The organism is Pseudomonas sp. PDM15 (genome assembly GCF_014851565.1).
Taxonomy (GTDB): Bacteria; Pseudomonadota; Gammaproteobacteria; order Pseudomonadales; family Pseudomonadaceae; genus Aquipseudomonas.
On record NZ_JACVAA010000001.1, the window covers coordinates 153,179 to 169,810 of the forward strand.

At 63.1% G+C, this 16,632-nt stretch carries 19 protein-coding genes and 1 pseudogene; 5 read left to right on the forward strand and 15 right to left on the reverse strand.

The annotated features are described in order from the left end of the window. Nucleotides 1–58: 58 nt before the first annotated feature. The 6 genes from drt5 to IB232_RS00740 form a co-directional block, all read right to left on the reverse strand. Nucleotides 59–1,534, reverse strand: a complete 1,476-nt coding sequence (drt5, locus tag IB232_RS00715; protein WP_192396655.1) for an antiviral reverse transcriptase Drt5 — start codon at nucleotides 1,532–1,534, stop codon at nucleotides 59–61. A gap of 446 nt (nucleotides 1,535–1,980) precedes the next feature. Next, nucleotides 1,981–2,796 (reverse strand): NYN domain-containing protein, encoded by an 816-nt coding sequence (locus IB232_RS00720; RefSeq protein ID WP_192396656.1) that lies wholly within the window; start codon nucleotides 2,794–2,796, stop codon nucleotides 1,981–1,983. Nucleotides 2,797–2,883: 87 nt separating this feature from the next. After that, nucleotides 2,884–3,618: a DUF6882 domain-containing protein gene (locus IB232_RS00725; RefSeq protein WP_192396657.1), complete on the reverse strand. Its 735-nt coding sequence runs from the start codon at nucleotides 3,616–3,618 to the stop codon at nucleotides 2,884–2,886. Between the two features lie 82 nt (nucleotides 3,619–3,700). After that, nucleotides 3,701–4,084 carry a DUF3592 domain-containing protein gene (locus IB232_RS00730; protein WP_192396658.1) on the reverse strand — a complete coding sequence of 128 codons (384 nt, stop codon included), beginning with the start codon at nucleotides 4,082–4,084 and terminating at the stop codon, nucleotides 3,701–3,703. 86 nt (nucleotides 4,085–4,170) lie between these two features. Then, entirely contained in the window at nucleotides 4,171–4,500 is a 330-nt protein-coding gene (locus IB232_RS00735) for a hypothetical protein (RefSeq protein WP_192396659.1), read from the reverse strand. Between the two features lie 174 nt (nucleotides 4,501–4,674). Continuing rightward, nucleotides 4,675–5,088 (reverse strand): hypothetical protein, encoded by a 414-nt coding sequence (locus IB232_RS00740; RefSeq protein ID WP_192396660.1) that lies wholly within the window; start codon nucleotides 5,086–5,088, stop codon nucleotides 4,675–4,677. Nucleotides 5,089–5,280: 192 nt separating this feature from the next. On the opposite strand from IB232_RS00740, the gene IB232_RS00745 reads away from it, so the two are divergent. Together IB232_RS00745 and IB232_RS00750 are read left to right on the forward strand one after the other, a co-directional pair. Further along, on the forward strand, nucleotides 5,281–5,970 hold the full coding sequence (locus tag IB232_RS00745; protein WP_192397249.1) for a hypothetical protein: 690 nt from the start codon (nucleotides 5,281–5,283) through the stop codon (nucleotides 5,968–5,970). Between the two features lie 56 nt (nucleotides 5,971–6,026). Beyond that, entirely contained in the window at nucleotides 6,027–6,482 is a 456-nt protein-coding gene (locus IB232_RS00750) for a GNAT family N-acetyltransferase (RefSeq protein ID WP_192396661.1), read from the forward strand. 10 nt (nucleotides 6,483–6,492) lie between these two features. Here the strand turns inward: IB232_RS00750 and IB232_RS00755 are convergent, their stop codons facing one another. Next, the gene (locus tag IB232_RS00755) at nucleotides 6,493–7,218 is read right to left on the reverse strand and encodes a substrate-binding periplasmic protein (protein WP_192396662.1); all 726 of its coding nucleotides are present in this window, start codon (nucleotides 7,216–7,218) and stop codon (nucleotides 6,493–6,495) included. Nucleotides 7,219–7,383: 165 nt separating this feature from the next. On the opposite strand from IB232_RS00755, the gene IB232_RS00760 reads away from it, so the two are divergent. Beyond that, nucleotides 7,384–7,680 carry a hypothetical protein gene (locus IB232_RS00760; RefSeq protein WP_192396663.1) on the forward strand — a complete coding sequence of 99 codons (297 nt, stop codon included), beginning with the start codon at nucleotides 7,384–7,386 and terminating at the stop codon, nucleotides 7,678–7,680. Nucleotides 7,681–7,712: 32 nt separating this feature from the next. Here the strand turns inward: IB232_RS00760 and IB232_RS00765 are convergent, their stop codons facing one another. Next, complete coding sequence (locus IB232_RS00765; protein WP_192396664.1) at nucleotides 7,713–8,054, reverse strand: zinc ribbon domain-containing protein YjdM; 342 nt, start codon at nucleotides 8,052–8,054, stop codon at nucleotides 7,713–7,715. Between the two features lie 130 nt (nucleotides 8,055–8,184). Here IB232_RS00765 and IB232_RS00770 point away from each other — a divergent pair, with 130 nt between their 5' ends. Beyond that, complete coding sequence (locus IB232_RS00770) at nucleotides 8,185–9,057, forward strand: YihY/virulence factor BrkB family protein (protein WP_192396665.1); 873 nt, start codon at nucleotides 8,185–8,187, stop codon at nucleotides 9,055–9,057. Between the two features lie 2 nt (nucleotides 9,058–9,059). On the opposite strand, the gene IB232_RS00775 is transcribed toward IB232_RS00770, so the two are convergent. From IB232_RS00775 to IB232_RS00800, 6 genes are all read right to left on the reverse strand, one after another. Then, entirely contained in the window at nucleotides 9,060–9,530 is a 471-nt protein-coding gene (locus tag IB232_RS00775; RefSeq protein WP_192396666.1) for an LEA type 2 family protein, read from the reverse strand. Nucleotides 9,531–9,691: 161 nt separating this feature from the next. After that, a complete protein-coding gene (locus IB232_RS00780) occupies nucleotides 9,692–11,755 on the reverse strand; it encodes a putative bifunctional diguanylate cyclase/phosphodiesterase (protein WP_192396667.1) in 2,064 nt (687 codons plus the stop codon). Between the two features lie 248 nt (nucleotides 11,756–12,003). Next, nucleotides 12,004–12,585, reverse strand: coding sequence for a superoxide dismutase [Fe] (gene sodB / locus IB232_RS00785; RefSeq protein ID WP_137974193.1), 582 nt, complete (start codon nucleotides 12,583–12,585; stop codon nucleotides 12,004–12,006). Nucleotides 12,586–12,813: 228 nt separating this feature from the next. Then, nucleotides 12,814–13,656, reverse strand: a complete 843-nt coding sequence (locus IB232_RS00790; protein ID WP_192396668.1) for an EamA family transporter — start codon at nucleotides 13,654–13,656, stop codon at nucleotides 12,814–12,816. A gap of 58 nt (nucleotides 13,657–13,714) precedes the next feature. Then, nucleotides 13,715–14,323 (reverse strand): LysE/ArgO family amino acid transporter, encoded by a 609-nt coding sequence (locus tag IB232_RS00795; protein WP_192396669.1) that lies wholly within the window; start codon nucleotides 14,321–14,323, stop codon nucleotides 13,715–13,717. Nucleotides 14,324–14,325: 2 nt separating this feature from the next. Beyond that, nucleotides 14,326–14,727, reverse strand: a complete 402-nt coding sequence (locus IB232_RS00800) for an ACT domain-containing protein (RefSeq protein WP_192396670.1) — start codon at nucleotides 14,725–14,727, stop codon at nucleotides 14,326–14,328. Between the two features lie 95 nt (nucleotides 14,728–14,822). Here IB232_RS00800 and IB232_RS00805 point away from each other — a divergent pair, with 95 nt between their 5' ends. After that, nucleotides 14,823–15,707 (forward strand): LysR family transcriptional regulator ArgP, encoded by an 885-nt coding sequence (locus IB232_RS00805; RefSeq protein WP_192396671.1) that lies wholly within the window; start codon nucleotides 14,823–14,825, stop codon nucleotides 15,705–15,707. Between the two features lie 94 nt (nucleotides 15,708–15,801). Here IB232_RS00805 and IB232_RS23825 read toward each other — a convergent pair. After that, nucleotides 15,802–16,332, reverse strand: a pseudogene (locus IB232_RS23825) (methyl-accepting chemotaxis protein); the annotation flags it as partial. Nucleotides 16,333–16,632: the final 300 nt, after the last annotated feature.

A 16,632-nucleotide genomic window follows, 5' to 3' on the forward strand; every position in this document is an offset into this window, starting at 1 on the left:
GCTGCCCTTGATTTAAGCGTTGAAGCGAGAAGGCTCATCGGGTGGTGAGCCTTCTGTTTTATAAATTGTTTACGCAGCCACCAATGAGAGAGTTTATCGGGCTTGCCTTAGAGAAGTAGCCCATTAGATAGTTCTTTGATTGCTTTGTATCTTCTCTCATTCCTATTGCTGATGCCCAGGCCAACCATCCACTTGAACCGTTCTTTAGATGGGACTCACGCCATTCAGGCATCCCGAATCGTTTCTCTGGGATCTCAAGTACTTTCGCCTTAGATATGTTTGTGGCGTTTTTGTGCTCGTAAAGTAGTGCAAGAAGCTGCCCGCCTAAAGGCGTATTCAGTAAATGTTTTTCAGTTATTTTGGCAATCCAGAATAGCTGGTATTCATTTAGGTAGTCGGCGGCTATAAGGAGCTCTTTTAAAGACTCGGAAAGCTCTTCATGGTTTTCTATTGTTTCGCATTTGTGATAGATCTTTTTTGATAAATGGGGATATCTATATATGAATTGCGAAATCTTTTTGGGGAAGTCTGATGTGTGCTCGTGAATGCAGTCAATTATTAGCGCGGCTTCTCTGTCTGTAGCTTCGTCCTCGTTTGCTAGATCGATTAGGTACTCTATTTCTTCTGTCGATAGTTCCCTTGCTATGTTTATATATTCTCCTTCCCCTATTCCTGATCCGGTGCCTATATAAACTTTTTCCATTATGGTTTTTTTGATGCTGTCGATTTCTGTGTGTATAGATGTTTCTTCTTCAGCGAATAAGGTTGTTTTATCGGAGTTCAGATTTAGGGATTTCTGCCCTAGAGATTTCTGGATGGTCTGAAAGTCTTTTATAAGTGTGTCTTTGGAGTCTGAGAAGATCATGAAGTCATCCATGAATCTAATCATCTGTTCGCATTTTATTAATTCGGAATTGTCGATGTATGAAAGGAAGTGACTTCCAAGCATTTTGGATGGGTATAGTCCGTGGGGGAGGAAGTCGATAGAAAATCCAGCATTTATTTCTCGCATAAATTGACCGAATAAGCCGATTTCATATTGATTAGGCTTTTGGGCTGCGAACCAATTAGTGATGTCGTGGTGATAAATTGAGTTAAAGAAAGCGGAGATATCAAATTTGATATGGTATTTATATTTTTCTTTTAGTGCGTTGGATTGTTCTGAGAATTCTTTATAGCTGTCGTGGATGGGGATGGGTTTTCCTTCTGAAAATCTATATCCAAAATTTTCTCGTTTTGGATTTTTGCTTTTTTTAAAGATTGTGCGATTTTCGTAGGCCATCCTGTACATATAGAATTCAGCTACAGGATCGAGTTTCATTGTTCTTCTTAAATGGTATTTTGATTTTGATGCGTAGACGGTTTCTTGGGGGAGAAAGCTGTGCTCTTTGTTTTCAGGATTGGCGATCTTTGTGATGTATTCAGAAATTTCCTTGGGCGCTTTTCCAATCATTACTCGGCATGTTTCCATTGGGAATAACGTGCCTTCATAGTCTGTTAGGTAGAATTCTTTGACTTTTTCATGATCTGTCATACTTTCTCCGGATAATTCCATGCGCCAGGGAGGTAGTTAGCTAATTCTCTCAATAGATATCTATTAGTGAGTATGGCTGGTGAGTCCTTTGTAATGTGCTGCGCGGGTTTCACCCGCCCTACGGCGAGGCGTACCGACCACGCCGAGTGCCCTGAAACGCGAAGCTGTCATGCGCGGAAACTCCCCGTCAGCAGGCCGAGCGTAGGTGTTGCGTAGGGGGACGAGCCGCATGGATGCGGCGAGAGGCTTAAAGGGCCATGGATGGCCCTTGTAAGCCGGCCCCCGGAGCGGCACCGGAGGGAGGGGAGTCGAGCGCAGCGAGACCCGGATGCCGGGGTGTGTTTCTTTGCTTACTCTTCTTTGCACAAGCAAAGAAAGTAAGTCGCCCAGCAGGGCGAAACCATGCTGCCAAGCGCCTTCAGTAATGAGCCAGCGCAGAGACGTATTCACTTGGCCAACTTGCGATTGCGTGCGTAAAGCGACTTACCGCCAGTAGCGGTAACACCGCGCTCCTGCAGTTCGAAGCGAGTGTTATGTGCCTTGATCAGATCACTCAGCTTCTTGTGGCCATACATCCGCGCGTCGAAGTCCGAGCGCAGCTTGTTGATATTCAGACCCAGCGCGCCAAGGTGACACCAGCCATCCTCATCTGAGTTGTCGTCTATCACCTTGGCAATGAAGTCCACCGGCACCTTCTGCGGCTTCACCTTGGCAGGCTCAGCTGGCTTGGCTTCGGTACTGACAGCCGGCGCTGAAGTGCTTGGCGCTTTGGCTGCGGAAACTTCTACCTCGGCAGGATCGGCGTCGTTACGCAGCAACTCGGTATAGATGAACTTGTCGCACGCCGACACGAACGGCTTCGGCGTCTTCTGCTCACCAAACCCGATCACCTCCAGCCCTTCCTCCCGCAACCGCGCGGCAAGCCGGGTGAAGTCGCTATCGCTGGAGACCAGACAAAACCCATCGAAACGCCGCGTATAGAGCAGGTCCATCGCATCGATGATCAGCGAACTGTCGGTGGCGTTCTTGCCCTTGGTGTAGGCGAACTGCTGGATGGGTTGAATGGAGTAATCCAGAAGCACCTGCTTCCAGCCGCCCAGGTTGGGCAGAGTCCAATCACCGTAGATGCGCTTGACGCTGGCCAGCCCGTACTTGGCGATTTCCTCGAACAGCCCTTCGACGATGGCAGCCGAGGCGTTGTCCGCATCGATCAGTACGGCGAGGTGCTTTTGCTGGCGGGGTGCCGGGGCTTTGCTGGCCATGAACGCATCCTTGCAAGTCGATGCTCCCGACCTTACTGCGAATGCTGGCCCAACGCCATAGCTGACAACCCGGCCAGCAAATGCCCCTCAATTCACCCAGCGCGCCTGCTTCACCACCATATGCAGAAACCCATTATCGCTAGGTGCGCGATAAGCCCCGATGGCGCCCAGGTGCTTGGCCATCACCGCCGTCATCTCCCAGCCATCGACCGGCTCCGCCGCCCAGGTCGCGCTGGCCAGCTTGAGCAGGCCGAGCGAGTCGCCCAGGTCGCGCACGGCCCGTGAACCCGTGCGCACCGGCTCCAGCAGCGAGTCATTGGCCCAGGCCCACATCCAGGTGTTGGAGCGGCTGGAAAAGCTGCCGACGAAATCGATATCGCATTCCACCACCGGCTTGCCGCCGTTGGAGAACGCCAGCGTGGCGTTCTCCTGGTACCAGTCCCAGCGTTCGTACTCACCGATGCCGTAGGTTTCCATAAAGCTGGCCTGCCGCGCCTGCAGGTACTCGAAGCTGTCGCTGATCAGCTCGACCAGGGCGTCCTCGTCCTGCTGCCAGTTGCGTTCGCGGATATCGCAGTAGCAACCGGCGCAGACCATCTTGATATCGGCGAAGGCCTCGGAGCGGTCGTTCCATTCGCCTTCCTGCTCCAGAACGGCGTCGCACTGGTCGCACCAGGCGTCCGGATAGGCGTCGTCGGGGTGTTCCGGGTCGTAGCCGACATTGAACCCCTGGTTCTCGCCGGCGGGCAGGTGCTGGCAGACGAACGTGGCGGGGCTCTTTCCGTGTTCGCCACATTCAACGGATAGCTCTTCGTCGCTCATGTTTCTGTCCTTGTGAGAGGGGAGTGGCGCGCCGCGGCACCAGGGGGCCGCCACAGCAAAGGTAGGCCTTGGGCGCGGGTGGTCAAATATGCTTCAGCAGGCTGCGCTCGGGCTCCTTCGGGTTGTAATACACCCGCACCCGCTGCCCCACCGGGTACTCGGCCAGCTCCTGCTGGGCATGCTCTTCCGAGCTGTATTGGTTCGGCCGGATACGCAGGTGCTTACCGCTGTAGCTGACCCCATCCACGCTGTACGCATACTGCACCCGTACCTCGTACTCGTAGCGGCTGCCGTGCCAGCCTTTCTCCGACGAGGTCTTGTAACTGCTGGTGATGCGCGACTCGGTGATCACGCCCTCGGCGGTCGGCCATTCCCGCGAGTCGCCCATCTCCAGCGCCTGCTGGATGCCGGCGTACATCACCACGCCGAACACCAGAACATAAAACAGGTTCTTCAGGGTGAGCATGGGCATCCATCCATGGGTGGCGGGGAGGCGAACCTAGCTCATTCGGGCCATGAAAAGAAGAAGCCCCGCATGAGCGGGGCTTCTGTTTACCAGCGATGGCCGTGATGGTGGTGATGGTGACGACGGTGGTGCTTGCGCCAGTGCTTGTGGTGGTAGCGCGGCTCCGCCACGTAGTACACCGGGGCCGGGTAGTAGACCGGGCGGGGCTCGTAGTACACCGGGCGCGGCTCGTAGTAGACCACCGGTTCCGGCTCGTAGACCCGTACCGGCCGCTGGCTGGCCAGCACGCCGCCAATGATGGCGCCGGCCGCAACACCAATGGCCACATCGCCGCCGTCTGCTGCTTGGGCCTGCTGCCCGCCGGCGAAAAGCAGGCTGGCTATCAGACCAGTGATGATGGGGATACGCGAAAACATGGTCGAAGCTCCTGTGGGAAACCGGTCGTCCGGTTACAGCTTTCGACTGCGCTTCGTTCCCCGCATTGCATGGGGCAATGTAAATCCTGTGTAAAACAGGGGCCGCCTTTACCGTCGGTCGGGCGCGGCGGCCCCAAGGATCGCGGGGTGGGGTGGGATGGCCCCGCGATGTACTCAGGCCTGCTTGTGCTTGGACATGTCGACGCTCATGTCAGTGTCGCCGTCGCAGCCGAACAGCTTCAGGTTGGGGAAGTGGCCGTTCAGCGCCGCCTTGAGATTGCGCGCGAAGGCCAGGCCGTTGCAGACATCCAGGTACAGGTTGCCGCTCCAGGTGCTGGGGGCCAGCTGCTTGAGCAGGCCGGCAAGCTTGTCCACGGTGAGATCGATGAAGCTGTCGTCCGACTCGCCGATGCTGTGCGAGGAGCCGTGGGCGGTGATGATCAGGATGTCGTCACCGCCCAGACGGCCCAGCGTTTGTGGCAGGGCGGCGACGCGGCAGCCACTGTAGCGGTAATCAGCCTTGAAGGCCTTGGCGGCGGAACTGACTTCGCTGTCGTTGCGGCACCAGCAGAGCAGGGTGATGGCCATGGTAGTTCTCCTCTAGATTGGCCCCGGGGGGTGGGGTAGGCCGATCCTAGAAAGCCGATGGAGTTGGATTAATCGGGAAGGCATTCCCAGTGGAGGCGTGGCGCACGGTCGCCCTGGCGTTTTTGCGCTTTACTGCTAGCCGAGGGTTCGTGGGAGAGCGGGGGCAATCCGATGACGAAGCTGGTCTGCGCCATGGCGGCGCTGCTGTTGGCGTTCGGCCTGGGCGGCTGCTCCGGCCGCCTGGCGCACGAGTCCATCGTCAGCAAGAGCAGCGAGCCCCAGGCCGGCGAGTTCCTGCAGAGCGACGTGGACCGCATGGCGACCCTAGCCATGCGCGACAACCTCAACAGCCTGTACCAACTGATGAGCAAGCTGTACCAGCGCAACCCGCAGGAATGGCGCAAGACCGGCCTGGCCACGCGGGCCGAGGCGGAGCAGGCGATCCACCAGGCCATCGAGCAGAACCAGCCGTTGCCGCAGCTGAAGGGGCGGCGCGACGTGGCGGCGCTGAGTTATTCGCTGGGGCCGGACTTCCAGGGCGACCGGGTCGGCGCTTTCATCTATGCCCTGGGCAGCATGCTGGTGACCGCCCATGGCGGGCGCACCGAGTTCTACCTGACCGACTCCTTCGACGCCCAGTTCATCCACAACGCCGCGCGCAATATCGAGAAGGCCGCCTGGATGCTCGCCCAGCGCCGCGACGCCAAGGGCCGGCCGCTGCTGCTGTCCAACGAGGGCAGCAACCTCAGCTACGCGGTGGAGTTCGGCAAGATGACCGCGCGCCTGGACCTGCTCACCCATGTGCTGGAGGAACGCTACCGGCGGCTCGGGGTGAATTACGCGCAGAGCCTGCTGTTCCTGAATTTTCTGCCGGTGCAGTAGTTAGGCGCGCGGGCCTTCGAGATACTCGGGCGCCCCATCTTGCACCGGAGCCTGCTGTGAAAATCGATTGGTTGCGCGATCACCCCGTGCATTGCGACACGGTTGCCGCCTGGCTGCACCGCCAGTTTCCCTATGAGTTCGCCGAGCAACCGCTGGCCGCCTGGCAGGCGGAGTTCCGTGCCGGCCAGGGCAATGGCGACTGGCGGATGCTGATCGCGCTACAGGAGGGTGAAGTGCTTGGCTGTGCCGGTCTGGCACGCGATGACTTGCCCCAGCGCCCCGAGCTGGGGCCGTGGCTGGCGTGCGTCTATGTGTTGCCCGAGATGCGCGGTCAGGGCATGGCAGAGCGCCTGATCGAAAGTATCTATGTGGCGGCCCGCGAGCGCGGTTACCACTGCCTTTACCTGCATACCCATGATCGCGCCGATTACTACGCGAAGCGTGGCTGGCAGTGGCTGGAGCGCTTCCAGGCCTGGGGTGGCGAACATCAGCTGATGGTACGTCAGCTGTAGACGGCCCCGCCTATTCCTCCCACTTGCGCAATATCCTCTCCAGCTCCCCGCTGGCCCGCACCCGCTCCAGAGCCCCGCCAAACTGCTTGGCGCGTTGGCTGTCGCCTTTGGCAAAGGCCACATAGCGGGGCATTTCCACGAGGGGAGTGGGCAGCAGGCGCACGCTGCTGTGGGCCCGTTGTTCCTGGATGAAATAGAGCAGCTGGGTGCGGTCGCCGACGATGATGTCGATGCGCCCGGCCAGCAGCATGGACACCAGTTGCCGTGGGTTCTGCGCGCTGGTATCGCGGCGCAGGTCGGCCTTGTCGAAGTTGGACTCGTAGGCGTAGCCGCGGACCTGGCCGATGACGAACGGGGTGAAGTCGTCCAGGGTCTTCCAGTCCTGGAGGCGGATCTTGTGGCTGGTCATGAACACGGTGGAGCCGGTGCGGATCGGCCCGGCCAGTTCGTACTGGGCCTTGCGCTCGGGCGTGCCGGCGAACTGGAAGGCCATCTCCGCCTCGTTGCGCTCGAGCATGCGTTTGACCCGTTCCCAGGGATACAGGCGCAGGCTATAGGTGACGCCGGCTTCTTTCATCACCGCCTCGACCAGGTCCACATCGACCCCGCGTGGGGTGTCGTCTTCCTGGGTGACGAAGCTGTAGGGAGCGAACTGTTCGTCGCCGACCACCCGCCAGGTTTCGGCGGACAGCAGCGGGCTGAATAGCAGGAGAAGGATGAGCGAAAGGCTGCGCATGCTGGCCTCCCTTGGGCGCTGCGGGCCGCGTTGCGCGCCCCGCTCATCTCAGCCTAGTCGACCCCGGCTCCGGGGGAAGGATTTGCCTCTGCGCCACTGCCCGCGCAACGCGCATCGTGCAGCTGTCGCCGGCACGGGGCCGGCGCAACACGGAAGGAGGTCATCATGCCCACACTCAGCAAAGACGATATCGAGAAACTCAAGGAGGCCGGTTGGGTCGAGCACTATTCCGGGCTGCCGGCCGACCTGTACTTTTCCGGCCGCGGCGCCCATGAGCCGTGGAGCGACAAGCCGCACCTGCACCTGAACTATGCAATGGGCGGCAGCCTGCAGTCGCTGACCTGGAAGAACGTTCAGGGCATCAATACCTACCTGTTCCAGGGCGGCGAGTGGTTCGCCTTCGACACGGTGCCCGAGACGCTGAAGCCCCAGGCCGAATGGCTGAAGACCAACCTCAAGTGATGCCAGGCCCGGCCTTGCGCCGGGCCTTTTCCTCACACCTTGCGCACGAACTCGGACTTGAGCTTCATCGGGCCGATGCCGTCGATCTTGCAGTCGATGTCGTGGTCGCCGTCGCACAGGCGGATGTTCTTCACCTTGGTGCCGACCTTGACCACCAGCGAGGTGCCCTTGACCTTGAGGTCCTTGATCACGGTGATGCTGTCGCCGTCCTGTAGCGGGTTGCCGACCGAGTCCTTGATCACGCGCTCACCGTCGTCGGCTTCCGGCGCTGCATCGGCCGACCACTCGTGGGCGCACTCCGGGCATACCAGCTGGCTGCCGTCCTCGTAGGTGTATTCGGAGCCGCAGTGCGGGCAGGGTGGCAGGGTGCTCATGGCGGTACCTCGGTCGGAGCGGAAAAGGCCGCAGATTGTATAGGGCTTTTACCTGGCAGGCGATTGGTCGAACCGATGGCGCTGCCCGGCCGTCCCACCTTGCAGGGAGAGCATGAGATGCGGAGGAGCCATGCCATTCATCGACCTGCGCGGCGTGTCCTGGTGGACCATCGTCCGCAAAACCGCCACCGACTTCATCGACGACGAACTGCCCACCTACGCCTCGGCGCTGGCGTTCCAGCTGTTCTTCTCACTGTTTCCCTTCCTGCTGTTCCTCATCGCCCTGATCGGCGTGCTGGACGCCCAGCCGATCTTCGACTGGCTGCACCAGCAGGCCGAACTGGTGCTGCCGCAGGATGCGCTGGGGCTGGTCGACCCGGTGATTGCTCAGCTGCAGACCCAGCAGGTCGGGCTGTTCTCCATCGGTATCCTGCTGGCCCTGTGGACCTCATCGGCGGCGGTGCGCTCGACCATGGCGGCGATGAACCGCGCCTACGGCGTGGAAGACGGGCGCCCGGCCTGGAAGCTGGTGCCGCTGTCGCTGCTCTACACCGTGGCCATCGCCGCCGCTTTGCTGCTGGCCGCGGCACTGATGGTGCTCGGGCCGCAGGCGATGAACTGGCTGGCCATGCAGGTAGGCCTGGAGGAAACGGTGGTGCTGCTCTGGGCCTGGCTGCGCTGGCCGCTGGCGGTACTGATGCTGGTGCTGGTGGTGGCCGCGGTGTATTACCTGGCGCCGGACGTGAAGCAGGAATTCCGCTTCATCACCCCCGGCTCGATCCTGGCGGTGGTGGTATGGATCGTCGCCTCGCTGGGCTTTGGCTACTACGCGCAGAACTTCGCCGACTACAACGCCACCTACGGCAGCATCGGCGCCATCATCGTGTTCCTGCTGTACCTGTACATCTCATCGGCGGTGCTGCTGCTCGGCGCCGAGCTCAACGCGGTGATCGAACATCTCGCCCACGAGGGCAAGGAGCCAGGGCAGAAACAGGCGGAATAGCGCTACGGCTGGCTGGCCGGTGGCTGCGGCCAGTTCAGGGTGCCGGCGTCGCTGAAGCGGGCCGTACCCAGCAGTCCGCCGCCCAGCTTGCCGCTCAGCTCATAGGGCAGGTCGCGCCCGTTCTGGTAGCCCGCGGCCGCCCAGGCCTGACGCATGACCGAGAATGCGGAAATGCTCACCGGCACCCGTAGCAGCGCCTCGCCATAACGCGGCACCTGCCCCGCCTGATCACTCACCCCGCTGGCCAGCGGCTGGCCGTTGACGTCCAGCTCCAGGGCCACGCCGTCGTAGTCGATGGGATTGTCGTTGGGGTTCTGCACCCGCAGCACCACGGCGAAGCGCACCTCCATGCCCTGCGCCGGCAGTGGCTCCATCCCGACCAGATCGATCCGCAGCGGGTCGCGCGGCGCGAGCGAGGCGCAGCTGGTCACGGCGAGGATCAGCAGCAGGGCATGGATCAAGCGTTGGTGCATGAGGAGCGTCTCGCGTCAGTGGATGGTTACCGAAGCTTCTCGCTGTAGACGTATGGCGTTATCGAAGCGTTCCGCCACCCTGAGAGGCGAGGGACTTCGTGGAGACTGCGGCGAGTTCTGGCTGCAGAGGCCGCTCCGTCGGCACTTGGCTCGACGGAGGGTCAGAGAGTAGCGGGGTTGCTGGCATTGCTCAGGCGGCGGGCCTGCTTGAGGTAGAGGGTGAGTTCGCGGGCCGGCAGCGGTTTGCTGTACAGGTAGCCCTGACCCTCGTTACAGCCCTGGGCGATGATGTAGGCCTCCTGCTCAGCGGTCTCCACGCCCTCGGCGATGACCTGCATGCCCAGGCTCTTGCCCAGCTGGATGATGGCGCGAACGATGGTGGCGTCGTCTTCGTCGTCCAGCAGGTCCTGCACGAAGCTCTTGTCGATCTTCATCTTATCCAGCGGCAGGCTCTTCAGGTAGCTCAGCGAGGAGTAGCCGGTACCAAAGTCGTCGATGGCGATCAAGGCACCTGCGCGGCGCAGGCTGAGCAGGTGCTGGGCGGCGGTGCTGATGTCTTCCATCAGGCCGGTTTCGGTGACTTCCAGCTCCAGGCTGCGCGGCGGCAGGCGGTAGACCTGCAGCAGGTTGCTGACCATGCGCGGCAGTTCGGCGTGGTGCAGCTGCACGGTGGACAGGTTGACCGCCATGCGCAGGTCGCTGAAGCCCTGGTCGTGCCATTCGCGCAGCTGGCGGCAGGCCTGGTCCAGCACCCATTCGCCGATGGCGATGATGGTGCCGTTCTGCTCGGCCAGCGGGATGAACAGGTCTGGCGGGACGAAGCCGTGTTGCGGGTGCTGCCAGCGGATCAGCGCTTCGACGCCGACCACGTGGTGGTCGCGGTAGTCGACCTGCGGCTGGAAAACCAGGTGCATCTCGTTGCGGCTGAGCGCCTCGCGCAGTTCCTTCTCCAGCTCGCGGCGGCGACGCATCTCGCTGTCGACGCTGGCGATGTAGAACTGGTAGCGGTTGCGCGAACGGCTCTTGGCCAGGGTCATGGTCTGTTCGGCTTTCTGCAGCAGCTTCTCGGTACTGTCGCCGTCTTCCGGGAACAGGGTGATGCCGATGGTGGCGCGCAGGCGTACTTCCTGCTGTTCCAGAGCGAAGGGGGTATCCAGGCTGTCGAGGATGCTCTGGGCCAGCTCGGCGGCCTCGTACGGCTGCTCGATGTCGGCCTGGACCAGGGCGAACTGGTCGCCACCCAGGCGGGCCAGGGCGCCGAGGCGGCCGCTGTGGCTGCGCAGGCGGTCGGACAGGGCCAGCAGCAGCTGGTCGCCGGTCTGGTAGCTGAACTGTTCGTTGATGCCCTTGAAGTCGTCGAGGCCGACGCACAGCACGGCCACGCGGCGCTGCAAGCGGCCGGCATCGTCGAGGATCTGGTCGAGCTGCTGCTGCAGCTGCTGGCGGTTGGGCAGGCCGGTGAGGAAATCATACTGCGACATGCGCAGCAGGCTGTTTTCCGCCTCGCGGCGCAGGTGGGTGTTGCGCTCGATGGATTCCAGCAACTGGTTGGCGGTATTGATCCACAGCCCCAGTTCGTTCTTCTCGTTGCCGCGCAGCATCGGCAGCTTGTGCTCGCTGGGGCGGTCCGGATTGATGTGGGTGAGGTGCTCGATGATCTTCGACAGCGGCTTGGTCAGCAGCCAGTGGTAGACCATGTACAGCACCAGGGCCATGGCCAGGGCGCGCAGCACGCCGGAAACGAAGATGATCACCGAGGTGGTGATGAAGTTCTCACCGTAGCTGGCGGTGTCCAGGGTGATGGTCAGGTCGCCGTAGTACTCGGTGTACGGGCCCTTGCCGACCAGCTGGGTGGTGAAGGTCTGTTCCTTGCCGAGGATGGGGTCGGTGATCCAGCGGCTGGTGGAGGGGGTCAGCTCGCGGGAGCGTTCGGCGAGCATGGGTTCGTTCGGGTGGCCGATGGCGGCGTAGCGCACGGCTTCATGCTGGAACAGGCCCTCGATGACCTGCATGCCCATCTCGCGGTCGAGGCTGTAGACGGCCTGGGTGGACGGGTCGCGGAACATGCCGAGGATGCGCTGGGCGTCGTTGGCCACGGCCTGGCGGGTCTTGTAGATGTCGAAGACGATCTGCCCGCAGCTCAGCACTACCCCGACCACCAATGCCGACATCAGGACAACACGCAGCAGTTTCAGTGACAGGCTGTTTCTCAGATCCAGCTTCAAATGCGTATTCCTTGTTCGCCGCCGGAGGCTCATGACCGTTGTGAGTATTGGCAAATGCGCGTGAGCCGTCAAAGGGCCATTACGTCATATCCCATATTTTTCGGGCCTGCACCGGCGAGACGATGGCCGGCGATGGGCGATGCGAATCATTCGCCATCAACTACGGGCATGGCGTTTGAGCGCACGCCGAACCCGCCAACGAAAAAGCCCGGCTAGAAGCCGGGCTTTTCGTGAACGCTGGATGCGACTCAGGCGGCGAAGTTCTTCGCCACGAAGTCCCAGTTGACCAGGTTCCAGAACGCCTCGACGTACTTCGGACGCAGGTTGCGGTAGTCGATGTAGTAGGCGTGTTCCCACACGTCGCAGGTCAGCAGCGGGGTGTCGCCGCTGGTCAGCGGGCAGCCGGCGCCGATGGTGCTGGCCAGGGCCAGGGAGCCGTCGGCCTTCTTCACCAGCCAGCCCCAACCGGAACCGAAGGTGCCGATGGAGACCTTGCTGAACTCTTCCTTGAACTTGTCGAAGGAGCCGAAGGTGGCGTTGATGGCGTCAGCCAGGGCGCCGGTCGGCTGGCCACCGCCGTTGGGCGACAGGCAGTTCCAGTAGAAGGTGTGGTTCCAGATCTGCGCGGCGTTGTTGAACACGCCACCGGAGGAAGTCTTGATGATCTCTTCCAGGCTCTTGCCTTCGAACTCGGTGCCCGGCACCAGGTTGTTCAGGTTCACCACGTAGGCGTTGTGGTGCTTGCCGTGATGGTATTCCAGGGTCTCGGCGGACAGGTGCGGCTCGAGGGCGTTTTTCTCATACGGCAGCGGCGGCAATTCGAAAGCCATGGTCTATCTCCTCATCATCAGGTCGGGATATGTGCGACTAGCGCAGGCCGTTCACGGGGCGGCCGGAATACGGGCGGCGACGAGTTTGTACTCTTTAATGTGCCGCGAGGCCGGGATCATAGCACCCGACCCAGGCCATATCCACGCAGCAACTGTGTGGGAAAGCCGATGCCAGGGGCTTCGCCGGCTCTTGCCTGGGACCGTCGGCCGGGCGGGAAGTGCGGGCGATCAGGCCAGTTTCATCAGCGCCACGCCGGCGGCGATCACGCAGCAGGCGATCAGGCGCAATGCCGGCATCGACTCCTTGAGGAACAGCCAGCCGATCAGCAGGGCGAACAGCACGCTGGTTTCGCGCAGGGCCGAGACCATGGCCACCGGTGCCTGGGTGGTGGCCCAGATCACCAGGCTGTAGGCCAGCATCGACATGGCGCCACCCGCCAGGCCGCCGCGCCAATGCGGCCCCAGTTGCAGGAAGATGCCTGGCCCGCGCCGCCCTGCGATGACCACGGCCGCTACCACGCCATTGACCGCGAACAGCCAGAGGGCATAGGCGATGGCATCGCCATTGGTGCGCGCGCCGAGGGCGTCGGACAGGGTGTAGCCGGCGATGCAGGCCGCCGTGGCCAGGGCATTGAGCACCAGCGGGCCGCTGGGTGCACCACCGGCATGGCCGCCGCGCCAGGCCATCAGCCAGATGCCGCCGACCAGCACCAGCAGGCCCGCCCATTGCCCCGCGTGCAGCGCATCCCCGGCCAGCAGCGCCAGCAGGGCGACCAGCAGCGGCGAGCTGCCGCGGGCGATCGGATAGGCCTGGGACAGGTCGCCGTGCTGGTAGGCGCGCGCGAGGAAGATGTTGTAGCCGATATGCAGCAGTGCGGAGAGGGCGATGTAGGGCCAGGCGTCGGTCAACGGCAGATTGAAGAAGGGCAACGTCAGCAGGGCGATGCAACCAGCCCCGATCTGAATCAGCGAGGCGGTGAGGAAGCGGTCGAGGCCGATCTTCAGCAGGGCGTTCCAGCCCGCGTGCAGCACTGCAGCGGCCATCACCACGGCAAACACCGTCGTATCCAAGAGCGCTCTCCAGAGCCCGGGTTTGAGCGCCGCAGCATAGCGCTGCGACGCCCTGCGGTCATGCGCCGGGCGCGTGGAATACCAGCTGCCAGGCCACAGCGAACATCATCGCCGCCACCGCCAGGTCGAGTAGGCGCCAGGTGGCCGGGCGTGCCAGCGAGGGAGCGAGCCAGGCGGCGCCTAGGGCCAGGGTGAAGAACCACAGCAGCGAGGCACTGGCTGCGCCCAGGGCGTAGGCGCCGGGGACCGGTTGCTGGGCGCCGAGGGAGCCGATCAGCAGCACGGTATCCAGGTACACATGCGGGTTGAGCAGGGTCACCGCCAGGGCCGCCAGCAGCACCGCGCGGCGCGAGCGCGGGCCGCTGTCCTGCTGCAGCAGGGCCTGCGGACTGAGTGCGCGGCGCAACGCCTGGACGCCCAGCCAGAGCAGGAAGGCCGCGCCGCCCCAACGCGCCACGGCGAGCAGCAGCGGACTCTTCGCCAGCACCGCGGCCAGGCCGAACACGCCGGCGGCGACCAGCACCGCATCGCACAGCACGCACAGCGCGGCCACCGGCAGGTGGTGCTCGCGGCGCAGGCTCTGGGCTAGGACGAAGGCGTTCTGCGCGCCGATGGCGACGATCAGCCCTGCCGCCACCAGCAGGCCGTTGAGGTAGCTCTGCCACATCCTCAGCGGCTCTCCGCGGCCAGCCGCTGCAGTGTTGCCATAGCGCGCTCGGCGTCGGCCTGGGCGACGAACAAGTGGTCGTGGTGGTAGCCGGCGATCACGTTGCAGCTTATGCCTTCCCTGGCCAGCGCGGTGGCGAAGGCGGCGGTGAGGCCGACGGCGGCCAGCGAGGAGTGCACCTGCAGAGTGATCCAGGCGGCCACGTAGTCGTAGGCCAGGTTGAAGCGATCCGCCTCGGCGCGCGGCAGGATCAGGGTGGTGCCTTCCGCTTCGCGGAAGCTGCCGACGGCGACGTCTTCATGCAGCACGGTCGGGCCGGCCACGGAGCAGAACACGAACTCGCCCGGGTTGAGGTGCGGCGACAGGGTGGCGAGCAGGGTGCTCAGGGAAGTTTCGCCGGTCATGGCGGAGTCCTTGTGAGGGTTGCGATGCTGGCCAGTCTGGGGAGATCGGCTGTATAAGAAAAACAAATCATGCTGATCTCTCATTAGGAAAACTGATGTTCGACTACAAGCTGCTGGCGGCGCTCGCTGCCGTGGTGGAGCAGGGCGGCTTCGAGCGTGCCGCGCAGCTGCTCGGCCTGTCGCAATCGGCGGTGTCGCAGCGGATCAAGCTGCTCGAGGCGCGGGTCGGCCAGCCGGTACTGTTGCGCGCCGCGCCGCCGGCGCCCACCGAGATCGGCCGGCGCCTGCTCAACCATGTGCAGCAGGTGCGCCTGCTTGAACGCGATCTGCAGGGTCAGGTGCCGGCTCTGGACGAGGGTGGCAGCGCCGAGCGCCTGCGCATCGCGCTGAACGCCGACAGCCTGGCGACCTGGTGGGCGCCGCTGATGGGCGACTTCTGCGCCGAGCACCGCCTGCTGCTGGACCTGGTGGTGGAGGACCAGGACGTCGGCCTCAAGCGCATGCGTGCCGGCGAGGTGGCCGGTTGCCTGTGCGCGGCCGAGCGCCCGGTGGCCGGTGCCCGCGCCCTGGCGCTGGGGGCCATGCGCTATCGCGCGCTGGCCAGCCCAGCCTTTATCGCGCGGCATTTTCCCCAAGGCGTGGACCTGCAGCGCCTGGGGCAGGTGCCGGCCATCGTCTTCGGCCCGGACGATCTGCTGCAGCACCGCTACCTGGCGGGGCTGGGCATCGGAGGTGGTTTCACTCACCACCTGTGCCCGTCGTCCGAGGGCTTCGTGCGCCTGACCAGCGCCGGCTTCGGCTGGGGGCTGGTTCCCGAGCTGCAGGTGCAGCGCGAGCTGGCGACGGGGGTGCTGGTCGAGCTGCTGCCGGGGCGGCCGCTGGATGTGCCGTTGTATTGGCACCATTGGCGCAATGGCGGCGAGTTGCTGAATCAGCTGACTCGCCATCTGGAACGTGGTGTGGGTGAGTGGCTGGTTTGAGGGGGGCGGATGGCTCGTCGCAGGCAGTGCACCGAGATGCTGCGGTGGGCTGTTCGCTGCGCTCCTGAGCCCACCCTATGAGCATGCCTGAGCCTTAGAGCTGGAACTGCGCCACCAGCTGTTCCTGGCTGCCGGCCACCTTGCGCAGGTGTTCGCCGCAGTCGCGGGTGTGGGCGGCGGTGCGGCGGTTTTCGCCGGTCATGTCGTTGAGACGGTGCATGTGCTGGTTGACCTCCTGGGTGGTGGCCGCCTGCTGTTCGGCCGCGGCGGCGATCTGGAAGGCCAGGGCGTGCACGCCCTGCAGCGAGTCGTCCAGGTGACCGAGGGAGCCGAGCACGGCCTGGGTTTCCACCTCCAGGGCGCGGGCCTGTTCGCTGGAGCCCTGCATGCGCGCCTGGGCCTCGCCGGACGACTCGCCGAGGGCGGCAACAATCGTGACGATCTCCTCGGTGGCGCTGCGGGTACGCAGGGCCAGGTTGCGTACCTCATCGGCGACCACGGCGAAGCCACGGCCCTGCTCCCCGGCTCGTGCTGCCTCGATGGCGGCGTTGAGCGCGAGCAGGTTGGTCTGCTCGGCGATGGCGCGGATCACCTCCAGCACCGAGCCGATCTGCTGGCTATCGCTGGCCAGGGTCTGCACCACCTGATCGGCGCCGCGCAGGCCGGCGAGCAGCTGGTCCTGCTGGCCGATCATGCGCTGCAGGCTGCCCTGCACGGTAACGAAGGCATCGCGCGCGGCGGCGCTGCCGTCGGCACTCTGGCTGGCGTTGCTGGCGATTTCCTGCACGGTGGCGGCCATCTGGTCGACGGCGCTGACCACCAGCTCCAGCGCTTCCTGCTGCTGATCCAGGCTGCTGCTGGTGCGGCCGGCGGCGCCGAGGATATCGCCGCTGGCATCGCCTACCGCCTGGCTGGCCTGGCGCAG

What these genes read in the sequence shown, in the direction of transcription:
- drt5 (WP_192396655.1), bottom strand. Translation starts at nt 1,534, where the DNA reads ATGACAGATCATGAAAAAGTCAAAGAATTCTACCTAACAGACTATGAA.
- IB232_RS00720 (WP_192396656.1), bottom strand. Translation starts at nt 2,796, where the DNA reads ATGGCCAGCAAAGCCCCGGCACCCCGCCAGCAAAAGCACCTCGCCGTA.
- IB232_RS00725 (WP_192396657.1), bottom strand. Translation starts at nt 3,618, where the DNA reads ATGAGCGACGAAGAGCTATCCGTTGAATGTGGCGAACACGGAAAGAGC.
- IB232_RS00730 (WP_192396658.1), bottom strand. Translation starts at nt 4,084, where the DNA reads ATGCTCACCCTGAAGAACCTGTTTTATGTTCTGGTGTTCGGCGTGGTG.
- IB232_RS00735 (WP_192396659.1), bottom strand. Translation starts at nt 4,500, where the DNA reads ATGTTTTCGCGTATCCCCATCATCACTGGTCTGATAGCCAGCCTGCTT.
- IB232_RS00740 (WP_192396660.1), bottom strand. Translation starts at nt 5,088, where the DNA reads ATGGCCATCACCCTGCTCTGCTGGTGCCGCAACGACAGCGAAGTCAGT.
- IB232_RS00745 (WP_192397249.1), top strand. Translation starts at nt 5,281, where the DNA reads ATGGCGGCGCTGCTGTTGGCGTTCGGCCTGGGCGGCTGCTCCGGCCGC.
- IB232_RS00755 (WP_192396662.1), bottom strand. Translation starts at nt 7,218, where the DNA reads ATGCGCAGCCTTTCGCTCATCCTTCTCCTGCTATTCAGCCCGCTGCTG.
- IB232_RS00760 (WP_192396663.1), top strand. Translation starts at nt 7,384, where the DNA reads ATGCCCACACTCAGCAAAGACGATATCGAGAAACTCAAGGAGGCCGGT.
- IB232_RS00765 (WP_192396664.1), bottom strand. Translation starts at nt 8,054, where the DNA reads ATGAGCACCCTGCCACCCTGCCCGCACTGCGGCTCCGAATACACCTAC.
- IB232_RS00770 (WP_192396665.1), top strand. Translation starts at nt 8,185, where the DNA reads ATGCCATTCATCGACCTGCGCGGCGTGTCCTGGTGGACCATCGTCCGC.
- IB232_RS00775 (WP_192396666.1), bottom strand. Translation starts at nt 9,530, where the DNA reads ATGCACCAACGCTTGATCCATGCCCTGCTGCTGATCCTCGCCGTGACC.
- sodB (WP_137974193.1), bottom strand. Translation starts at nt 12,585, where the DNA reads ATGGCTTTCGAATTGCCGCCGCTGCCGTATGAGAAAAACGCCCTCGAG.
- IB232_RS00795 (WP_192396669.1), bottom strand. Translation starts at nt 14,323, where the DNA reads ATGTGGCAGAGCTACCTCAACGGCCTGCTGGTGGCGGCAGGGCTGATC.
- IB232_RS00800 (WP_192396670.1), bottom strand. Translation starts at nt 14,727, where the DNA reads ATGACCGGCGAAACTTCCCTGAGCACCCTGCTCGCCACCCTGTCGCCG.
- IB232_RS00805 (WP_192396671.1), top strand. Translation starts at nt 14,823, where the DNA reads ATGTTCGACTACAAGCTGCTGGCGGCGCTCGCTGCCGTGGTGGAGCAG.